Source organism: Candidatus Seribacter sulfatis (genome assembly GCF_964187635.1).
In the GTDB taxonomy this organism is placed as follows: Bacteria; Verrucomicrobiota; Verrucomicrobiia; order Opitutales; family Seribacteraceae; genus Seribacter; species Seribacter sulfatis.
The window spans coordinates 1-20,412 of sequence record NZ_CAXLMO010000038.1; the positions used below are offsets into that span (position 1 = coordinate 1).

General features: G+C 41.4%; 23 protein-coding genes. 14 read left to right on the plus strand and 9 right to left on the minus strand.

Annotation, left to right across the window (positions count from 1 at the left end; genetic code table 11):
• Positions 1-175: 175 nt before the first annotated feature.
• The 4 genes from clpX to ACKPQ5_RS04255 all read right to left on the minus strand — a co-directional run bounded on the left by clpX (position 176) and on the right by ACKPQ5_RS04255 (position 4,195).
• Positions 176-1,471, minus strand: a complete 1,296-nt coding sequence (gene clpX, locus ACKPQ5_RS04240) for an ATP-dependent Clp protease ATP-binding subunit ClpX (protein ID WP_407677853.1) — start codon at positions 1,469-1,471, stop codon at positions 176-178.
• A 9-nt stretch (positions 1,472-1,480) separates the two neighbouring features.
• On the minus strand, positions 1,481-2,080 hold the full coding sequence (locus ACKPQ5_RS04245) for an ATP-dependent Clp protease proteolytic subunit (RefSeq protein WP_407677854.1): 600 nt from the start codon (positions 2,078-2,080) through the stop codon (positions 1,481-1,483).
• Positions 2,081-2,112: 32 nt separating this feature from the next.
• Positions 2,113-3,447 (minus strand): trigger factor, encoded by a 1,335-nt coding sequence (gene tig, locus ACKPQ5_RS04250; RefSeq protein ID WP_407677855.1) that lies wholly within the window; start codon positions 3,445-3,447, stop codon positions 2,113-2,115.
• 127 nt (positions 3,448-3,574) lie between these two features.
• Positions 3,575-4,195 carry a hypothetical protein gene (locus ACKPQ5_RS04255; RefSeq protein ID WP_407677856.1) on the minus strand — a complete coding sequence of 207 codons (621 nt, stop codon included), beginning with the start codon at positions 4,193-4,195 and terminating at the stop codon, positions 3,575-3,577.
• A gap of 50 nt (positions 4,196-4,245) precedes the next feature.
• Between ACKPQ5_RS04255 and ACKPQ5_RS04260 the strand changes: the two genes are divergently transcribed.
• Entirely contained in the window at positions 4,246-4,650 is a 405-nt protein-coding gene (locus ACKPQ5_RS04260) for an acyl-CoA thioesterase (protein ID WP_407677857.1), read from the plus strand.
• Position 4,651: 1 nt separating this feature from the next.
• On the opposite strand, the gene ACKPQ5_RS04265 is transcribed toward ACKPQ5_RS04260, so the two are convergent.
• Positions 4,652-5,191 carry a shikimate kinase gene (locus ACKPQ5_RS04265; RefSeq protein ID WP_407677858.1) on the minus strand — a complete coding sequence of 180 codons (540 nt, stop codon included), beginning with the start codon at positions 5,189-5,191 and terminating at the stop codon, positions 4,652-4,654.
• A 66-nt stretch (positions 5,192-5,257) separates the two neighbouring features.
• Between ACKPQ5_RS04265 and ACKPQ5_RS04270 the strand changes: the two genes are divergently transcribed.
• The 8 genes from ACKPQ5_RS04270 to tpiA all read left to right on the plus strand — a co-directional run bounded on the left by ACKPQ5_RS04270 (position 5,258) and on the right by tpiA (position 13,580).
• A complete protein-coding gene (locus ACKPQ5_RS04270; RefSeq protein ID WP_407677859.1) occupies positions 5,258-5,701 on the plus strand; it encodes a bifunctional nuclease family protein in 444 nt (147 codons plus the stop codon).
• Positions 5,702-5,760: 59 nt separating this feature from the next.
• The gene (locus ACKPQ5_RS04275; protein ID WP_407677860.1) at positions 5,761-6,825 is read left to right on the plus strand and encodes a tRNA dihydrouridine synthase; all 1,065 of its coding nucleotides are present in this window, start codon (positions 5,761-5,763) and stop codon (positions 6,823-6,825) included.
• A 1-nt stretch (position 6,826) separates the two neighbouring features.
• Positions 6,827-8,422 carry an apolipoprotein N-acyltransferase gene (lnt, locus tag ACKPQ5_RS04280; RefSeq protein WP_407677861.1) on the plus strand — a complete coding sequence of 532 codons (1,596 nt, stop codon included), beginning with the start codon at positions 6,827-6,829 and terminating at the stop codon, positions 8,420-8,422.
• 80 nt (positions 8,423-8,502) lie between these two features.
• A complete protein-coding gene (locus ACKPQ5_RS04285; RefSeq protein ID WP_407677862.1) occupies positions 8,503-9,417 on the plus strand; it encodes an HDOD domain-containing protein in 915 nt (304 codons plus the stop codon).
• 54 nt (positions 9,418-9,471) lie between these two features.
• The gene (locus tag ACKPQ5_RS04290) at positions 9,472-10,389 is read left to right on the plus strand and encodes an HDOD domain-containing protein (protein ID WP_407677863.1); all 918 of its coding nucleotides are present in this window, start codon (positions 9,472-9,474) and stop codon (positions 10,387-10,389) included.
• Positions 10,390-10,491: 102 nt separating this feature from the next.
• Positions 10,492-11,514 (plus strand): type I glyceraldehyde-3-phosphate dehydrogenase, encoded by a 1,023-nt coding sequence (gene gap / locus ACKPQ5_RS04295; protein WP_407677864.1) that lies wholly within the window; start codon positions 10,492-10,494, stop codon positions 11,512-11,514.
• A 76-nt stretch (positions 11,515-11,590) separates the two neighbouring features.
• On the plus strand, positions 11,591-12,790 hold the full coding sequence (locus tag ACKPQ5_RS04300; RefSeq protein WP_407677865.1) for a phosphoglycerate kinase: 1,200 nt from the start codon (positions 11,591-11,593) through the stop codon (positions 12,788-12,790).
• 25 nt (positions 12,791-12,815) lie between these two features.
• Positions 12,816-13,580, plus strand: coding sequence for a triose-phosphate isomerase (tpiA, locus tag ACKPQ5_RS04305; protein ID WP_407677866.1), 765 nt, complete (start codon positions 12,816-12,818; stop codon positions 13,578-13,580).
• A 24-nt stretch (positions 13,581-13,604) separates the two neighbouring features.
• Here the strand turns inward: tpiA and bcp are convergent, their stop codons facing one another.
• The 4 genes from bcp to ACKPQ5_RS04325 are packed head-to-tail and all read right to left on the minus strand — an operon-like array spanning position 13,605 to position 15,682.
• On the minus strand, positions 13,605-14,096 hold the full coding sequence (gene bcp, locus ACKPQ5_RS04310; protein ID WP_407677867.1) for a thioredoxin-dependent thiol peroxidase: 492 nt from the start codon (positions 14,094-14,096) through the stop codon (positions 13,605-13,607).
• A 5-nt stretch (positions 14,097-14,101) separates the two neighbouring features.
• Positions 14,102-14,371: a YhbY family RNA-binding protein gene (locus ACKPQ5_RS04315; protein WP_407677868.1), complete on the minus strand. Its 270-nt coding sequence runs from the start codon at positions 14,369-14,371 to the stop codon at positions 14,102-14,104.
• Complete coding sequence (locus tag ACKPQ5_RS04320) at positions 14,371-15,030, minus strand: peroxiredoxin (protein ID WP_407677869.1); 660 nt, start codon at positions 15,028-15,030, stop codon at positions 14,371-14,373. The genes ACKPQ5_RS04315 and ACKPQ5_RS04320 overlap by 1 nt, the downstream gene beginning before the upstream one ends.
• Entirely contained in the window at positions 14,978-15,682 is a 705-nt protein-coding gene (locus ACKPQ5_RS04325; protein WP_407677870.1) for an SDR family oxidoreductase, read from the minus strand. The genes ACKPQ5_RS04320 and ACKPQ5_RS04325 overlap by 53 nt, the downstream gene beginning before the upstream one ends.
• Positions 15,683-15,779: 97 nt before the next feature.
• On the opposite strand from ACKPQ5_RS04325, the gene ACKPQ5_RS04330 reads away from it, so the two are divergent.
• Genes ACKPQ5_RS04330 through cysE form a run of 5 tightly spaced genes read left to right on the plus strand, consistent with a single transcriptional unit; the run spans position 15,780 to position 20,384 of the window.
• Positions 15,780-16,781, plus strand: coding sequence for an aldo/keto reductase (locus ACKPQ5_RS04330; protein ID WP_407677871.1), 1,002 nt, complete (start codon positions 15,780-15,782; stop codon positions 16,779-16,781).
• A complete protein-coding gene (gene panB / locus ACKPQ5_RS04335) occupies positions 16,771-17,865 on the plus strand; it encodes a 3-methyl-2-oxobutanoate hydroxymethyltransferase (RefSeq protein WP_407677872.1) in 1,095 nt (364 codons plus the stop codon). The genes ACKPQ5_RS04330 and panB overlap by 11 nt, the downstream gene beginning before the upstream one ends.
• Entirely contained in the window at positions 17,862-18,875 is a 1,014-nt protein-coding gene (locus ACKPQ5_RS04340) for an NAD(P)H-dependent glycerol-3-phosphate dehydrogenase (RefSeq protein WP_407677873.1), read from the plus strand. The genes panB and ACKPQ5_RS04340 overlap by 4 nt, the downstream gene beginning before the upstream one ends.
• Positions 18,876-18,896: 21 nt before the next feature.
• Positions 18,897-19,556, plus strand: coding sequence for an epoxyqueuosine reductase QueH (locus tag ACKPQ5_RS04345; RefSeq protein WP_407677874.1), 660 nt, complete (start codon positions 18,897-18,899; stop codon positions 19,554-19,556).
• Between the two features lie 18 nt (positions 19,557-19,574).
• Positions 19,575-20,384, plus strand: coding sequence for a serine O-acetyltransferase (cysE, locus tag ACKPQ5_RS04350; RefSeq protein ID WP_407677875.1), 810 nt, complete (start codon positions 19,575-19,577; stop codon positions 20,382-20,384).
• The last annotated feature ends 28 nt before the right edge of the window (positions 20,385-20,412 follow it).

The following is a 20,412-nucleotide window of genomic DNA, read 5'->3' on the forward strand; positions in this document are numbered from 1 at the left end:
CCCGGTCTATTTAAAAATTTCATGGAATTATTTATTTCATTTATTTAACACCCTTGGGTTTACGGAAAAGATTACTCCAAAACAATTAATACAGGAAATTATTATCCGATTTGGCCCGCCTGAACTTATTCCACAAGTTCAGGTACGAACGAGTTCAATTTAGGGATCAAAGGAATTAAGCGGCGTCTAGCTTTTCAGGTTCTATTGGAGTAATCTTTGCTTTTCCTTTACCTCTTACCACGCCCGCACTTATTAGTACTTCCACAGCACCTTCAATTGCTGGTAAGTCGTACATAATATCGAGCATGATAGTCTCCATGATAGATCGAAGTGCGCGGGCACCTGTTTTCATTTCGACTGCCTGTTGGGCAATTGCTAAAATTGCTTCGCGAGTAAACCGCAGGTGTGCACCTTCCATCAGGAAAAGTTTACGATATTGTTTGAGCAGGGAATTTTTTGTCTCTTTTAAAATGCGAACTAATTCGGGGCGTGTGAGTTCGTCCAAAACTGAAACGATGGGCAATCGACCAATAAATTCAGGAATTAAACCGTATTTAACTAAATCTTCCGGTTTAACCACTGCCAATAATTCGTGAGATTCTTTGGGGGCATCGGCAGAATATCCTACCATTCGATTACCTGTTCTTTGTTCAATAATTTGATCGAGGTCAGTAAAGGCACCTCCGCAAATAAATAAGATGTTGGAGGTGTCCAGTTGAATGTATTCTTGATTGGGGTGTTTTCTTCCACCCTGTGGAGGCACATTACAAATGGTACCTTCTAAAATTTTAAGTAGTGCCTGTTGGACGCCTTCGCCGGATACATCACGAGTGATTGAAACATTATCAGTCTTGCGACCAATTTTATCAATTTCGTCTACATAGATAATACCACACTGTGCTTTTTCCACATTTTGATCTGCCGATTGAAGAAGGCGAAGAACGATATTTTCAACATCATCTCCGACATATCCTGCTTCAGTAAGAGTAGTAGCATCGGCAATCGCAAAGGGAACATCGAGCATTCGGGCGAGGGTACGGGCAAGGTAGGTTTTCCCACTCCCGGTTGGACCGATTAGTAGAACATTGCTCTTTTCAATCTCCACATCATCCAGTTCGCTGGATGAAAATTGGTCCAATTTACAATCACCGATGTTTAGTTCGGATGCTAATCTTTTGTAATGATTATGGACTGCGACTGATAATACTTTTTTTGCATGTTCCTGTCCGATCACATGTTGGTCAAGAAAACCCTTTATTACACTCGGTCTTTGTAGATTAAAAACTGGTTTCTCATCAGAACCTTTAGGTGGGGTAGTCTTTTCGCCCAATTCGCGATCGATAATTGTTTTACATACTCGCACGCAAGAATCGCATATGTAAACACTTGCAGGACCTGCAATCATCTTTTTAACCTCGCCCTGTGGTTTACCACAAAACGAACAAAAATTGATCTTGGTCGGTTTCGCCATAATGGATTTTTATTCCTTGGGCTTTTTGGAAATTACTTCGTCCACGATACCGTATTCTTTGGCTTCGTCTGCAGACATGTAATAGTCGCGGTCTGAGTCTTTTTCTAATTGTTCAATCGATTTCCCACTGTGTTGAGATAGAATTTCGTTGATTGTACTCCTCCAACGAAGAATTTCTTTCGCTGCGATTGAAATATCAGATGTTTGTCCACCAGCACCGCCACTAGGTTGATGAATCATGACCCTACTGTTGGGTAATGCAAATCGTTTACCAGGTGTTCCTGCAGCAAGGAGAACAGTACTCATACTCGCTGCCATGCCAATGCAATAGGTTACAATATTGCATTCCATAAAGTTCAATGTGTCGTAAATCGCCATCCCGTCAGAAACACTTCCTCCAGGTGAATTGATATACACATGAATGTCTTTTTTGGGGTCTTCCATTTGCAGGAAAAGCAACTGTGCAATGATCGAGTTGGCCACATAATCATCAATCGGCGTGCCGATAAATACTATGCGGTCGCGAAGTAATCGACTGTAAATGTCCCAGGCACGCTCTTGGCGACCTTCGCGTTCGTATACGTATGGTAAAGGTAAATAGGCTCCCATGTCTTCGATTTGGTTATTCGTTAATTAAAATTTTAGTGTGAGTGTTCGCCATCGATTTCACAAACTTTTTCCTTTGCTTTGGAAGCAACAAGTTCTAGTGTTTTGTCGTGTAGGACATCTTGTCGGAGACGACTAATCCGAGCTTGGTCTTTGGCTAACTCTTGCACATAGACCTGTGGGTCTGCACGCATCATCATTGCTTCGCGGGTCGCTGCTTGGGCAAGATCTTCGTTTGAAACTTCAATCTTTTCTAATTCTGCAATTCTACTCAGAGCAATGGTGATTTTAACTCTTGCTTTGCCTTGTACTTGTGCTTCGTTCCAAAGTTCATCTCTCTTACTCTCCATATCCTCTTGTTTTGCACCCTGTTGGACTGCTCGTTGGATATTGGATTGAAAAATCGACTTGGACTCATCTTCCACTGCCTGTTGAGGGAGAGGGAAGTCTGGAATTTCAAGAAATTTTTGGGTAACTTGACTACGTTTACCGTCAATGTTTTCTCTTTCTTTTCGAGAGAGAAGGTCGTCTTTAATTTTCTTTTTTAAATCATCTACGTTTTCAACCTTCAAAGCCTTTAAGAATTCCTCGTCGTCCACCGCTGGTGCTTTCTTTTCACGAACTTCGTGAATTTCGAGGGAGTAGACTACTTTTTTTCCAGCGAGTGGTGCGACTTCAAAGTCTTTTGCAAAATCTGCATCCACTTCTTTCTTCTCTTCCTTTTTCATGCCAATCACAGCTTGTGCAATTGCATCCACTCCCAAGCCTTTGGCTTGACCGGCTTCCTCCCATGTATTGGTTTGTTTTCCGTACATCGGTTTATCGGGAAGAAGTTCCGCCACGGGGGAACCGTCCAGCATTCCTTCATAAGAACATTTTACATAGTCACCCTCTACGATCGCTCTTTCAACCTCTTCGAAGGAGGCACGTTGATCACGAAGGGAGTCTAATTCTTTATCAACCTCTTCATCCTTAACTTCGGTGGGATGAGTAGTGAGTTCAAATTCTTCGTACTTAGGAAGTTCAAAATCGGGTTCTATATCCACAGTCACTTCCACTGTTGCCGGAATTCCTAACTGCACATCACCTGCATCCACCTTGAGGATAGAATAAACTTTAATATCCTTGTTTTCCAATACCGCTTCGTAAGCAGCAGTAGAAACCTTTCGGTTTAATTCCTGAATGATTTCAGTCGCGTATTTTTTACGAATGACTTGCTCGGGTGCTTTCCCTTTTCGAAAACCGGGGATATTTGCAATGCGACTAAGCTCTTTACATACTTGATTTCCCTTTTCAGACATTTCGTCCAAGTCAAAGGATACATTTACTATTTTGCGAGCGTCTCCCGCCTCTTTTATTTCTAGATTCACGGCTTTAGGTCAAAGAATATTGATTAGTATTAATGATGGTCTATGTGGAAATGCAACGAGCACAACACAAAGTAAGATATCATCAAAAAAAACCCTTAGGGTCAACGAGATAAAGGTACTCTTTATGTTAGCGACTTGGAGTCCAGTGAATTAGTTGAACACCTGAAATAAGCCTGGTCAGTTTGGATAGTCCCGATAACGAACTACGTAATTCTGTGGGTGAGAAGTCTTTAATCTGAAGAATCCATTCCCCTGTCTTAGAATGTTGGCCGATAATTTTGTACTGTTCTGGATCTAGTTTTTGTTCAATTTCCTCTTTTGTTACTCCGGGGTGGGGGAGTAGGTAGACTTCAGATGCTCGATAAAAGTAGTACTCACATTCTCCATCGAAGAGGGCACTGCTTGATTGTTCCTGAGCCAGGATAAAGAGTCTTTCCGAGCGAAAAGACCCGGACGACTCGATGACCCAAGAGCGTTGAAATACGGTTTGATTAAAATCCTCAGTGCTTTGATTATTTTCGAAATAGACCACGATACCATAGGGAATTTTTTCCTTAATTGGTTCAGGGAGAGGATGGAATGGTTCTCCCCCCGATGCACATTGCAATGATTCGTAATTACCGGGTCGTTCTTTGGTTTGGGTTTCTTTTTTCTCCAAAGCATAGCGGACGAGCATGGAGGAGAGGGCCACCCCGATGGCAATCCCAATCCAAATGGAAAAGGATCTTTCTTTTTTTGAAATAGACATTAAAAATTCGTTCGTTGCATATGTTAGGGTTTTTGCAGTAAAGAAATATTATGCTTTCGGCAAGCGTTGACATTCGAGTGCGTTACAAAGAAACCGATCAAATGGGAGTGGTTTACCATGCCAATTATTTTACATGGTTTGAAATTGCCCGGATCGAATTACTCGATCAAATGGGTTGCCCCTATCTTGATTTGGAAAAAAAAGATTATTTTTTACCGGTGCTTACATGCTCGGCTTCTTTTCAATCGCCCGCTTTTTTTGATGATCGACTCCAGGTGAAAGTGGAAATTGCAAAAATTCCCCTGGTTCGAATTCAAGCGAGTTATGAGGTGAGAAGAGGGAGTGAATTACTGGTGACCGGTCAAACGGAGCATGCATTTGTTTCGGGTGCCGGGCGGGTAGTACGGCCACCAGGAAATTTTTTGAATCTCGCGAAAAAAAGTTTTGAAGATTAATTTAGCTTATTGAACTGAGATACGCTTGCACAATTTCATCGGCAACTTGTTCGGTATTTCGCTTTTCGGTTGAAATACAATGATCTGCAAGAAGATATTTGGGTTCCCTTTTTTTCAGAAGCGATTGGATGGCTTCTTTGGGATTTTCCGTTTGAAGAAGCGGGCGAGAATTATTTTCTGAAGTTCTTTCCAAAATCGTATCGACGGAGGCATCGAGAGTGAAGACCTTTCCTTTTGATTTGAGCAATTCAATCATTCCTTCGGGAATGGGAAGTCCGCCCCCGCATGAAATTAGGCAATTTGTTTTTGGGCAACCGGATTGAATAAACTTTTTTTCAAGTTCCCGGAATTTTGCCTCTCCCTCGTTTTCAAAGATTATGCGAATCGAAGAACCGTAAGTTGCTTCAATTTGTTGATCCGAATCAAGGAATTCCATTTTTAACTTCTTCGCGGCCCATTTTCCGGCAGAACTTTTTCCCGTTCCCATGAAGCCAATTAGGTAAAGGTTGGGCGCCCGGACATTTTTTTTCTTAGGATTCATTCAAGTGAGCAAATAAGAAGTTGATAATTGCTTGCGAAACAGAGAAAATATGGAGATAATAAAAATATGAATAACGACTCAGTGGAAGTCACCGTAAAAGGAGTAATGCCAACATCCAACGGATGCGCAATCTTTTTGGGGAATGATGAAAAGACCTTTGTCATATATGTAGACCCGGCAATCGGCAATGCGATCAATATGACGATTAATCAGGTCAAAAAGGAAAGACCCTTAACTCACGACCTGATTGGATTAATTCTGAGGGGATTAGAAACGCATATTGAACGGGTTCTTATTAACGATGTAGATGAGGGTACTTTCTTTGCCCGAATCATTTTACAAATGCAAAATGAATTGGGAAAAAAAATTATTGAATTAGATGCCCGCCCGAGCGATTCAATTGTTCTTGCCTTACAGATGAAACAACCGATTCATGTGTCCAAGAAAGTATTGGAGAATGTGGAGGATATGTCCGAGATCCTCGAGCGCATTCTCCGTAAGCAGGATTAGCACTCGTTGGGGCGATTGGTTCAGTGATTTCAGAATTGAAATCATTTCCGTTTAATCAAGTGAGTTCAATACCCCATTCTTTAATAGAGGGACAATGGCCCACTGCCCTTGCACCAATGCAGGATGTAACAAGCTTACCCTTTATGGAAGTAGTTGCAAAAAGAGGGGCTCCCGATTTTTTCTTTACGGAATTTTTTCGAGTACATGGAAACTCGAGAATCGATCAAGATATTCTTCTCGCAATTACTGAAAACCCAACCGATCAGCCAGTTTTTGCCCAATTAATTGGTGAAAATATAGAAGATTTAAGACGAACTGTTCGTGATTTTGCTCCTTATCCTATAGCAGGAATCGATTTAAATTTAGGATGCCCAGCTCCTCGTGTATTTAAAAAAAATGTGGGGGGCGGGTTATTACGTTCACCTGAGCAAATCCTTGAAATTTTGAAAATGCTTCGAAATGAAGTCAGTTCACTGCTTACAGTAAAAATGAGAATTGGTTTTGAAGATGATCGATTTTTTCAAGAATTATTGGAGGTAATGAATGAAACCAAAGTTGACCTATTAAGCCTGCATGCTCGAACAGTACTGGGTGGTTATCGATCGGCGCCCAGTTACGATCATGTTAAAACCGCGGTACGGAGTGTGGGTTGTCCGGTTTTGTTAAACGGGAATGTGACCTCAGTTGAAAGTGCAAATAAGTTACGGGAACTCACCGGTTCCCATGGGGTAATGATTGGCAGGTCTGCAATTCGTAACCCTTGGATCTTTCGACAGATTCGAGAATCCCAGGATGGGGAAGAAGTTTTTTGTCCGACTTTATCGGATGTGTATGAATATGTTGTAGATCTTTATGATTCGATTGAAAAACCTGAAATTGAAGAGAGAAAAAATGTGGGTCGGATGAAAAAGTTTCTCAATTTTGTTGGATTATCTGTGGATGCGGAAGGACAATTCCTGCACCTGATGCGCCGAACGCAAAGTAAAAAGGATCTGTTTGAAGTCTGTGCTCACTATTTACTTAGTGAAGGGCGAGAAGGTCAGTTTTACAATCTTGAACCATTTGATGGTCTAGTAGCGAGACCCAGTTCCGAATCCTCGTATTCCACTTGTCAACTAGGATAAAATGATGAAGCCGGATTTTTCTTTTAAAGAGTTTTTACAAAAGGTATGGATTCCGTTGAGTGCTTCAATGGGAACTTACCTTTTCCTGTTACTCGCCCAACCTCCAAGACAGTCACCGGAGTGTGCCTATTTTTTCTTATTACCCGCGATTAGCTGGTTTTGCTTTAAACCAAAGTTAAAGACTGTTGCATTCAACTTTTTCTTAGCTGGATTACTGTATCATGTATCATTGGTCGGATGGATGAGGCATATTTCACTGGGTGGTTTATTGTCTGCATGCACTCTTCTTTCACTTTACTACCTTCCTTGGTTTTTATTGGCTCGGATTCTTGTGCCGCGTGCAGCAACTGGAACCTTTAAGATTCGTTTGTTAATTCTTCTTATTCTGCCCTCTGCCTGGGTATCGATGGAATGGTTGAGGTGTCAATTTACTTTAGGTTTTCCTTGGTGTCCACTTTCAGTCACTCAATGGGAACGTCCAGTTTTATTGCAAACTGCTCAATGGCTGGGGTCTTGGGGAGTATCCTTCTTCCTCGTTCTTTTTAATTTGTGTCTCTGTTCATATGTACATCATTTGTTGGTAAGGAGAAGGGAGTCAAGTGGAGGCATTTTGGGAAATATTTGCCCGGACTTTTATTTAGCAATAATCGTTTTTGTTTTCATGGTGAGTCCATTTTTTCTTTTTAAAAATCAAACGACGGGTGATAAGGTGGAATTCCAGGTCGGTCTTTGCCAACCCTATTTGATGGAAAAATGGAAGGGCGGTAATGCGGGGATCCATAAGGATACCTTAAAAAGGCAGACCCGTTTTTTAGGATTGATGAATCCGGACCTGATTGTCTGGCCAGAGGCTTCCACTCCTTATGCCTTGAATCAAGATTCTGCATGGGTGGAAGAACTGTCTAGCCAAACTCAAACCCCCTTGCTTATTGGAGCAGTATGGAAGGGAGAGGATTCAATACACAATACAATATCAGAAGTTTTACCGGAAGCGGGAGTGCAAGATAATTGGTATGCGAAGAGAGTTTTAGTTCCATTTGGTGAGTATGTACCATTTCCATTTAAATGGATTCCTGGAGTAAGGAAATTAGTTGGACCGGTTGGAAGTTTTAAGGAGGGAGATGAGGTGAAAACCTTTTCCGTTCATTCAAAAAAGAATCAAGATTCGACATTCAAAATTGGCCCACTTATTTGTTACGAGGATATATTTCCCAGATTGTGCAGGGAAACCGCACTCGAGGGTGTTGATCTCTTCTTTGTTACCACTAATGATGCATGGTTTGGTCGGGAGGGTTGCGCTGAGCAACATGCTGCTCATTCTGTCTTGCGTGCGATCGAGACCCAAAGACCTTTTCTTCGTTGCGGTAATGCAGGCTGGTCGGGATGGATCGATTCTAATGGATACCAGCGCGAAGTATTGAGGAATGAAGAAGGAAGTATCTATTTTGAAGGCGCGACCACACTTAGCATTACAATTAATCAGAATCAATTATCCACAGCATCTTTTTATGTCCGCTATGGCGATTGGTTTGCATATATGTGTCTATTTTTAACCCTTGCGTCCCTTCCTTTCGCTTTAAGAAAAAAACGAAATTAACTTTTTAGGTTTGAAATTTTTTTACACTTGTTCATCTATTGTAAAGTCTAATGATGTTGTAATCTAACTACAAAATACAAATGGAATCGAGTTCTATCAATTATGAATATTTAGTCGGGCAAATTCAGCGGAATTTACCCACTTTGCCGACCATTGTTAATGAATTGACCAATGTATTGCAAAATCCAGACGCCTCCACTTTTGCTGTTGAAGATGTAATGACTGCTGATCAATCCATGACGATGAAAATTTTGCGAGTTGCAAACACTTCTTTTTATCGTGGGGGAAGAGAACGGGTAACCGATGCCAATGAGGCAATTGGGACATTGGGCTTTGAAAAAATAAGAAATGTGGTACTGACCACCTCTGTGTTTAAGATGTTTTCTGGGCCATCCGCGGAGCAGAAGTTCTCCCTCGAGGGATTGTGGAAGCACTGTCTCGGCGTTGCATCAGCGTCAAGGTGCATTGCCAATTTTTTAGGTAAATCTTGGAGTGAAAGGGCATATACATGCGGATTAGTCCATGATATTGGAAAAGTGGCTCGATTCAAACTGGATGAAAGTGAAGAGACGGAGGACTTTATTACTGATTCGCAAACCTCTCTTGATAAAAAGATTAATTTTTATAAATCTGAATTAATCAACCAATCACCCCGTCATGATTACCTTGGCTATTTGATATGCAAAAATTGGGGATTATCGTCTTTTGTGGAGGGGGTGGTAAGGTGGCACCATGAACCCCAACCCGAACGCCGACAAAAAGTAACTTCGGAAGATGCACACGAACTCATTGATGTGGTAATTCTTGCTAATTGGGCAGTGAACGATCAAAAATTTGGCTTTAGTGGACACGAAAGCCCAGACAAACCATCAGATGCTTTGCTTGCCCGTCTCAACTTGAATCCCGGTCAAACAGATCATTTGTACAAAGATATACAAAACGAATTAAAAATGACGGAGGACTTCTGTGACCTTCTTGATAGCGGGGGCGTTTAAATAAATTTTTCAATTTAGGTTGATTCCTATATTTGAATTAATTAGCTTAACTTCGTGGGAGCGGAAAGTATTGGTGGTTTTATAGATTATAAGTCTATTGGTGAAGAGTTAAAAGATAACTTGCCTACACTTCCTACTGTCTTCGAATCTCTTTCTGACATGTTAAAAGATCCGAACTCTCCTACCCACTCTATTCAGGAGATAATGAAGTCTGATCAAACTTTAACGATGAAAGTCTTGCGCGTGGCAAATAGCGTCCATTATCGGGGAGAAAGGGAAAGAGTAACCGATGTGGGAGAGGCGATTGGTACACTCGGGTTTGATAAGATTCATATGGTTATTTTGACTGCATCTGTTTTTAAAGCATTTTCCTTTAAAAATGCAAAAGACTTAAATTACGATCCTGTAGAACTTTGGAAACACAGTTTAGGGGTAGCAGTTGCATCTTCTACCATTGCTGAGCTAACTAATCATTGTCAAAGGCAGCGGGCTTACAGTTGTGGATTAGTGCATGACATCGGAAAGGTTGCCCGTCTTCAATTACACCCAGAGTCTTTTTGCGAAGATGTGGGTGATGCAATTTACGAAGAAATTCCATTGATCGATGTGGAAAGAAAGAAAAATTCCCCGACCCATGATCGAGTGGGGCAAATTGTTTGTAATGAATGGGGTTTAAACAGAGATGTGGAATCTGTTATCCGCTGGCATCATGAAACCGATATTGTTGAGCGCGGGACGGTAGGAGAAGACGATTTAAATAAGCTAATTGATGTGGTCTATGTTGGGAATTGGCTTTCTCATTCATTACATTTTGGATTTAGTGGTCATCGGTCTCACGGTAAACTTTCAGAGGAGATTATGGCTCGATTAAATTTAGATGAAGATCAACTCGATTATTTCAAACAGGAAACCAGAGAGAATTTTAAGGAATTCCGCAACTTCCTAAATTTGATCGAGCGTGCTTTTGGCTAGTTTTTTTCGTATATACTTGCCATTTTTGGTATAAAATCTCATTCGTATTATCTTCACACAAATTTTAGGTTATATTACCTTAAACTCAAACATTATCAGTCAATGTCTATTAAAATTGGAATAAATGGTTTCGGTCGTATCGGCCGCTTAGTTTTTCGCGCTCTTGTCGATCAAGGTTTGCTAGGTAGCAAATTTGATGTTGTGGCAATCAATGACTTGGTTCCATCTGACAACCTTGCTTATTTATTAAAGTATGATTCCACTCAGGGGCGTTTTAATGGTACGGTTGATGCACCGACTGAAGACTCCTTGGTTGTTAATGGTCATACTATCAAATGCTTAGCGGTTCGAGAAGGGCCTGCCGCATTGCCATGGGCAGAACTTGGTGTTGATATCGTGATTGAATCGACTGGATTATTTGTGAGTAAAGATGCCGCCGAAGGTCATTTAAAAGCAGGGGCCAAAAAGGTAATCATTTCAGCACCCGCGAAAGGAGATGTGAGGACTATTGTTCTTGGAGTGAACGACGACGAGTTGAAAGAAGACGATGCGATTGTATCCAATGCATCTTGCACCACCAACTGTTTGGCTCCGATGGTAAAAGTAGTTCTAGAAAATTTTGGGATTGTGGAAGGTTTAATGACCACAGTACATAGTTACACTGCGACACAAAAACCAGTAGATGGTCCGTCGATGAAAGATTGGAAGGGTGGAAGAGGTGCTGCAATAAATATTATTCCCTCCACGACTGGTGCCGCAAAGGCAGTCGGTTTAGTTCTTCCCGAAGTTCAAGGAAAGCTCTCCGGTATGGCATTTCGAGTACCCACTCCAACCGTTTCGGCAGTTGACTTAACGGTTAAAACGGAGAAATCAACTTCTTACGAAGAGATTTGTCAAAAAATGAAGGAAGCTTCCGAAGGTCCTTTAGCCGGAATTCTTGAATACACCGGTGATGAGGTGGTTTCTTCTGACTTTATTCATTGTCCCGCTTCATCTATTTACGATGCAGGTTCAGGAATGGGATTAAGTGACACATTTTTTAAACTTGTTTCTTGGTATGATAACGAGTGGGGCTACAGTAATCGTTGTGTCGATTTACTGAAGAAAGTAGCTAAGTTTGTCTAGACTTTAGAACTGCTTTTTTTGCCAATAAGCGGAAAACTTCCGCTTAATTCCATTCCCATTCTGACAGTACTTTATTATGAATGATGTAAAAAACATCGATGATGTAAACCTACAAGGTAAACGCGTTTTTGTACGAGTTGATTTTAATGTCCCCTTGGACGCGGATGGAAGCGTGACAGATGAAACCAGAATCAATGCCGCACTTCCGACCATTAGGAAATTACACGAGCAAGGTGCAAAGATTATACTTGCTAGTCATTTAGGACGTCCGAAGGGGCAACGTGTTAAATCGATGAGCCTCGCACCAGTTGCACCCATACTTTCTGACAAGTTATCATTACCAGTCTTGTTTTTGAATGATTGTATTGGTAGTGATGTGGAAGAAGCCCTTCAAAATTTACAGGATGGCCAGATCGTGTTGTTAGAAAACCTTAGGTTTCATAAGGGTGAAACTGAAAATGATCCGACTTTTGCAAAAAGTCTTGCCGCACATGCTGATGCCTTTGTTAGTGATGCTTTTGGGACGGCCCATCGGGCACATGCTTCGACCTATGGAGTCGCAGAACTTTTACCCATTAAAGTATCAGGGTACCTGATTGCGAAAGAGCTTGAATTCCTTGGGCAAAAAACTGCTTCTCCCACTCGTCCATTCACGGTGATCTTGGGTGGGGCGAAAGTGAGTGATAAAATTATGGTAATCGATTCACTCTTGGACAAGGCAGATGTGATCATTATAGGTGGCGCAATGGCTTACACCTTTGCATTGGCAAACGGTAAGAAGGTGGGTGAAAGTTTGAGTGAACCGGATAAAGTTGAATTAGCACGGTCCGCACTTACCAAAGCCAAGGAAAAAGGGGTTCGATTCCTATTACCCATCGATACGCTTGGAACCAATGCATTAGACTTTGATGCAAAAACTTTGGGCGAGACTCAGGTTTTTGAAGGAGATATTGATGATGGTTGGGAAGGGGTAGACATTGGTCCTAAAACAACCGAATTATATGTAAAAGAAGTAGGAGAGGCAAAAACTGTCTTGTGGAATGGACCAATGGGTGTTTTTGAAATTCCGGAGTCCAGTAAAGGTACTTTTGCGATCGGAAAAGCAGTTGCAGAGGGAGATGCCATTTCAATAATTGGTGGTGGCGATTCGGTTAAGGCAATTAATCAAAGTGGTTACTCGGACCAAGTTACTTTTATGAGTACTGGTGGAGGTGCATCATTAGAATTTTTGGAAGGAAAATCTCTTCCCGGTGTCTCTGTTTTAGATCGTCGATAATTATTAACTATAAGAAACTATTAAAATGTCCCGTAAATTTCTCATCGCAGGTAATTGGAAAATGAATAAAACCGCTTCTGAAGCGGTTGATTTAATCGAAGAAATCAAGTCTTCAGTAGGCGATCAGACTTCTGTCCAGGTGTGTGTTTGTCCACCGTTTACCTCTCTCTCTCAGTCATCAGAGTCTGTCGAGAAGTCTGAAGTACTTCTTGGCGCTCAGGATATGAATGCCGCTCAATCTGGTGCATATACTGGTGAGATTTCTGCCGAAATGCTTCGTGATTTATATGTTAGTTTTGTTATTCTTGGGCACAGCGAGAGAAGGCAGTTCTTTGGAGAGACTAATCAAATTGTAAATCAAAAGATCCATGCTGCGATCGGAAATAATTTAAAACCGATTTATTGTATCGGAGAAACTTTAGATGAAAGAGAGGCGGGGAAAACTTTAGACATTGTCAGGACACAAGTAAGGGAGGGCTTAGAAAATTTTCCTACTCATTCCATTGAAAACTTAGTCATTGCTTATGAACCTATTTGGGCAATCGGGACGGGTAAAACTGCAACCGATGAGATGGCACAGGAAGTTCATGCAGAGATTCGAAAGGTTCTTGCTGAAATGTTCGGTGATACTTCGGCGGACAGTATCCGTATTCTATATGGAGGTTCAATGAAACCTGAAAATGCGGCTGGTTTGCTTGCTCAGAAAGATGTGGATGGTGGTTTAATTGGTGGAGCTTCTTTAACTGCACGTGCTTTTGTGGGCATTATTGAAGCGGCTCAGTCTGCATAACAAGCATACGAACAAGCCAACAGATCAAGTAGAGTTACTCTTTTTGTCCTGTAATTCCCGAACAAGTTCTTCGGGGTGACTTTTTGCTTTTACCTTTAAATAGGTGCTTTCTACGGTCCCCGATTTGGTAATAAGAAATGAAACTCGGTGAATTCCTTCGAATGTACGCCCCATAAATTTTTTTTCACCCCACACACCAAATAACTTGGCTATTTTATTCTGCTCATCAAGAAGTAAAGGAAAGGGTAATCGAAATTTTTGCCTGAAATTTTCATGCGTTATTCTACTCCCTCCCGAAATACCAAAGATTTTAATTTCCTTATTTTGAAAAAAGCAATAGTGATCGCGGAATCCACAAGCTTGTGCCGTACAACCGGGAGTGTTATCGCGAGGATAAAAATAAAGTAAGTATTTTTGGCCTAAAAGAATTTCTTTTGAAAAAGAATTTCCTTCTGAGTCGGTAGTAGAAAAATTGGGTACGGTATTAGCTTTTTGAAGAGGGGAAATCTGTTGCATGTTATTTACAATGCAAAGGTAGCGGTTTTTCCGACAAATTCAACCAAGGTGGATTCAATCTTTTCTTGGATCTCTTCCACTAACTTGACTCGTTTTTCTCGTTCGTCTCGAAAAGAAACTTTTACCATTTTATCTCGGTTCAGAACGAGTTGGATTTCAAGGATGACATTTTGTGTTAATCCTTTTTTTCCAATTTTGACATCCACCTCTCTTACTTTTGCGGAGGACTTTAACAGTCTTCGTTCGCTTCCACTCTTGCTATTTTCTTCGGACATTAATTTTGTTTGTTAATAAATTGCATTACATTACTGCTGTCTTCCGATGCAGTAACTAGCTCATTCTTATAAATGAGTTTTCCTGATTTAGAAATAAGAAATGTCCATCGTTTGGGAGTCACTCCTCTTTCAAGTGTGAATTTATCACCTTTGAAGAAACGTTCAATTATCCCTCCCTTGCTTATTGGCACATTAAAAAGCTTGGCAACTTTACCTTGGGGATCCGAAAGAAGGGTGAATGGAAGTTTTTCGGCTTTCTTAAATAAGGAAAGGTTACTGGTTTGGTCTCCACTTATGCCAACAACCTCCACTTCCAATTTTTTCCATTTCTGAAAGTCATCTTTGTAGGAGCATGCCTGCTTGGTACACCCACCCGTCATCGCAGCAGGATAAAAATATAAAAGTATCTGCTTTTTAGCTAAGAAACTTTTGGAGTTCCAAGTTTCTCCTTTTGAATTAACGGCCTGAAAGTTTGGCACTACTTCATTAATCTCAATTCCTGGTAAGGAATTGGAAATTAAAAAAAGAGTAGAGAAAATGAGTACATGAATGTTCATTCTTTTATTTTGCTCTTTAAGTTCCGCGAGAACAAGAATTCTTTTATTATTACCAAGGAATTGGTTCGCCGTCCTCTCCAATGAAAATACCGGTTTTGTCATGGGGGAGTTTTTCCAGTGCATGGAGCATCATCGAAACTGCCTCCTCTACATGATACTTTGCCTCTTGTCCGCCCATTTCCGTTTTTACCCAACCGGGGCTTTGCGAAATCACTCTTATATTGAACGGTTTAAGATCAATAGAGGTCTGCCTGGTTAACATATTTAAAGCTGCTTTTGAACATTGATATGCAATCGCTCCTCCCAATTGAGTATCCCCTCGTAAATGAATTGAGCCCAAACGTGAAGATAAATTAATAATTAAAGGTGAGGTTGAACGTTGGAGGCATGAAACTGCATTTCTGGTCACCAAAAGTGCACCCAGCAAATTGACTTTATAGACCTGCTCGACTGATGAACTTGTTACTTCTTCCAGTTTACTCCAGTCAATGATACCCGCATTATTAAAAAGCAGATCGATGTATTTTTGGTTTTTATCCAACTCATCAAAACAGGATTTTACGGACACCTCATCTTCCACATCTAAGGATAATATTTCAATTCTGCCTTTATATTGCAGTTGCAACGATTGTAATTCATTTGCCCTATTTGTATCTCTGCAACAAGCGTAGATGAAATTTCCCTGCAATAGGTATTGCTTTGTCAATTCAAGCCCGATGCCACGGTTGGCTCCAGTTATTAAAATTCTTTTCATATTTTTTTAATTCCTTTGAGAATATCCTAGATCAAGGTGTGGAGTAAGGATAGTGTAATAGGGAGTTAGAAGTAATATTAAATAAACAAATTTGGCGATGAAACAAAATCAATTAGGAAACTCCGATCTTTTGCTATCTGAAATTGGCCTTGGCACTTGGGCGATTGGTGGTGGTGATTGGGGGATGGGGTGGGGCGAGCAAGACGAGCAAGATTCAATTTCCTGCATACTGGAAGCTTTGGAGCAAGGAATTAATTGGATCGATACGGCTCATGCATACGGTTTTGGGGTTGCCGAAGAAGCAGTCGGAAAGGCACTTCGTGAATTTAACGATGACAGTATTATTGTAGCAACAAAATGTGGCGTGCTCCCCGAGGAGGATAATAAACCCAAACGATTTATCTCGAGAGAAACAATACTAGAAGAAGTGGATGGTTCATTAAAAAGGTTGGGCCGCGATTGGATTGACCTTTATCAAATCCATTGGCCAGTACCGTCCGAGAATTTGATTGAGGCGTGGGAAACATTACAGGATTTAAAAAAAGCAGGTAAAATCCGTTGGGCTGGAGTATGTAATTGTTGGCAGCCTGAACTGGAGGCATTGCAAGCAGTGGCTCCAGTGTCTTCTAATCAACCCATGTACAACATGTTGGACCGTAAAATCGAAGAGAATGTATTGGGTTGGTGTGATCAAAATAATTCTGGTCTTTTGGTTTACAGTCCAATGCACTCCGGAGTATTAACCGGTAAAATTTCTCACCAGTGGCTGGATAGTCTTCCTCAAAATGATTGGAGAAAGCATAAAACCGATCACCCCGTGGTTAAACCACTTCATAGTAAAGATGGTTTACAAGCCTTTCTTATTCTGCAAGAAGAGTTACGATTATTCGCACAAGAAAGAGAGATGACAATTGGGCAACTAGCCGTGTGCTGGGCATTAAGTCCCCGAGAAGTCACTTCTGCTATTGTGGGAGCCCGGAAGCATGGCCAGATTCTTGAGACTGTACAGGCATCTAACAATTCGCTTTCTCAGGATGATAAAAATTTAATTATGAAATATATTACCAAATTTGAAGAAAGTCTTGATCATGCCGGATGAAAAAAAAGTAAAGCCTGTGGAGGGCTCTAAAAAAGAAGTAGTGAGTGATAAAACTGCTTCCGAGATTAAGAAGCCGGTAAGAAGGAAAAAAAAGCCCGTTGCCTTATCAAAAGTAAAAGAGAAAAAACCTGCTACCAAGAGTTCGGTTGCCAAGCCCGTTGAGAAGAAGGAAATAATTACTAAGGAGAATGACGAAAAACCCCAACCTGTAGAAAGTGCCAAAGTAGCTACTGAACCTGTTGTTTCGACTCGCCCGCAGCCTCCACGTGAACCCTCTCCCCGTCGACATCGTGTCGATCTCGCCGAGATTAAGCCCAATATCAAATATATTGCCGGATTGAAGGGGAAAAGATCGATAGTGGGTTTAACTGCTTATGATGCAATTATGTCAAAACTTGTTTCGAAGGCGGGAGTCGATTTTATTTTGGTAGGTGATTCTGTAGGAACTACCCTTTTGGGGTACGACACCACCATTCCGGTTACGATCGATGATATGGTTCATCACACTTCTGCCGTTCGTAGGGGACAACCTGGTTGTTTAGTGGTCGCAGATTTACCATTTGGTGAAGCGAGTCTTTCGTTTGATCGATTACTTGAATCTTCGCGTCGACTTATGCAAAATGGAGCAGATGCAGTGAAGATCGAAGGAGGGAAAGATGTGGCAGATGATATTGAGAAACTGGTTGCCACCGGAATCCCAGTCATGGGGCACATTGGATTGTTGCCCCAGACTGTTAAGGCGATTGGAGGGTATCGTAAATTTGGATCAAGTCGTGAAGAAGCCGATAGTTTGTACACCGATGCGATTAGCTTGGAAGAAGCGGGTTGTTTTGCCGTGATCGCAGAGATGATGGACGATCGGGTTGCCACTCAATTGGCCACTCAAATTCTTCCTCCTTTAATAGGTATTGGAAGTGGCGATAAGTGTGATGGTCAAATACTCGTCACCCATGATTTAATTGGACTTACCCCGAGCCCACTGCCTTCTTTTGTTAAACCATGTGCAAGTTTAGGTCTCGATGGATTAAATGCCCTCACTGGCTATGTGCAAAAAACGAGGAGTAACCCAATCGCGAAAAAATGAACTTTTGCGTGCTTGGTGCTGGTGCCTGGGGGACTGCAATGGCAGTCTATCTATCCAAGTGCGGACACTCGGTCTCGTTGATTCCACGACGCGTTGAACATGCCCTTACCCTTTCTTCGGAACGAGAAAATAAAGATTACCTGCCTGGGGTTTGTTTTGATGAGGACTTACAAATTGGATGTTCCTTACGCCCCGTTCTCATGGAGTCCGAATACCTCTTTTTTGCATGTCCATCTCATGCCCTTCGTGACACTTGTAAACAGGTACGTTTATTCCGTGAGGATTCTTGGAATTTAAAAGGTGGCATCGCACTATGCAAGGGACTGGAGCCAAAAAGTAATTTATTTGCTCATGAAGTGATTCAGGAAGAACTAGGCAATGAAATTGGTTCTGGTTATTTAACAGGACCAAGTCACGCTCATGATGTAGCTGTCAATAAGCCCACTGCGATGGTACTTGCGATGGATTGTGAGGAGACTGAACTGATTGAACTGCAGAGTAATTTAAGTTCTAAAACAATGAGAATTTATAGATCCGAGGATCGGATCGGAGTGGCTCTGGGAAGTTGTTTGAAGAATGTATACGCCATTGCAACCGGCTTATCAGACGGACTGGGTTTAGGAGATAATGCAAGAGCCGCACTTCTCACAAGGAGTATGAATGAAATGATCAACCTCGGAATTTCACTTGGAGGTGAGAGCGAAACATTTTTTGGACTGAGTGGATTTGGTGACTTAATTGGAACTTGCATGGGCGAATGGAGCCGCAATCGAAGATTCGGACTCGCGTTAGCGAAAGGGGGTACACCGAAGGATATTATTAGAACTCAAAAAACGGTTGTCGAGGGGTATTGGGCAACTGGATGCTTTTTTGAGAAGTGTGATTCTCAGGGTGTTGAAATGCCAATTCTTCGTGAGATTTATGGTATTTTATATGAAGGGAAAGATCCTTATCTTGCACTGTCGGATTTAATGAGTCGTGGGCTTAAGGCTGAATCATTACGGGAATAATCAACTTTCATTTTAATTATCATGAATACTGCGGAAGTACCGATTTTAGAAACCCCCAACAAGGAAGATCGTTTATTACTACATTCATGTTGTGCACCCTGTGAGGGGGAGGTGTTGGAAACTTTGTTGAATTCAAAAATTCAACCTACTGTATTTTTTTATAATCCTAATATTCACCCCAAAAAAGAATACGAGATCCGCAAGGCCGAGGATAAGAAATTTTGTGATAAAAAAGGGGTGGATCATATTGATGTTGATTATGATGTAAGAAATTGGTTCGAACGTATAAAGGGATTGGAATGGGAGCCAGAGCGAGGAGCACGGTGTACCGTTTGCTTTGATATGCGTTTTGAAAGGACTGCTCTCTATGCACATGAACACGGTTTTAATTTGTTTTCCAGCAGCCTGGGTATTTCACGGTGGAAGAATATGAAACAAATTAATGGTTGTGGAGAGCGGGCAGCGGCTCGCTATGAGAAGCTAGACTATTGGACTTACAACTGGAGGAAAGCCGGTGGTTCGCAGAGAATGATTGAGATTTCAAAAAGGGAAAATTTTTATCAGCAAGAATACTGCGGTTGCGTTTATTCCTTGCGGGATACTAATAAATGGAGAGTTTCTCAGGGCCGAAAAAAAGTAAATATTGGAGAAACTTATTACGGAGTGGAGCCGGGTGCTTAATGTTAACTTTTTATTACCATGAATAATTCAACGGTTTGGAAAACTTTGGTAGAAGAGGCGCGGGAGATTGCCTCCAAAGAAAGAATTCTGTCAAAGGTTTTGACTGAGTTTATTTTGGAAAGAGAAAGTCTAAGTGATGCTTTGGGTTGGAGATTAGCATCTCGTTTAGTCAAAAGTAGCGTGCCAGAAAGTGATATTCGTGACTTGATCAAAAAGGCTTTTGAGGAAGATATTGAAATGCTACAAAGCGTTGAATCTGATTTAATTGCCGTTACTGAGAGGGATCCTGCCTGTAATGATTTTATCAGTCCCTTTTTATATTTTAAAGGATTTCAGGCACTGTGCTGTTATCGAGTTGCCCATTTTCTTTGGCAAAAAAATCGAAAGGATCTAGCCCTTTATTTACAAAGCTTAGTGGCGGTTGTTTATTCCGTGGATATTCACCCTGCCGCAACCATTGGAAAAGGAATTCTACTTGATCATGCAACTGGCTTTGTGGCCGGTGAAACGACTGTTATTGAAGATAATGTATCGATTTTACACGAAGTGACTTTGGGAGGGACCGGAAAAGATCGTGGCGACCGACATCCCAAAATTAGATCCGGTGTCTTAATTGGTGCTGGAGCTAAGATTCTAGGTAATGTTGAAATTGGAGAAGGATCTAGAGTGGGGGCCAGTAGTGTAGTGCTCGATGATGTTCCTGCCCATATTTCAGTCGCCGGAGTTCCGGCCAAAGAAATTGGCACGATTAAAAATGTATCTCCTGCCATGGGAATGGATCATAATTTATTGGAGATGCGTGAATATGAGAGCGGGGGAGGGATTTAATTAAAAATGTCCTTTTATTGACGAAACT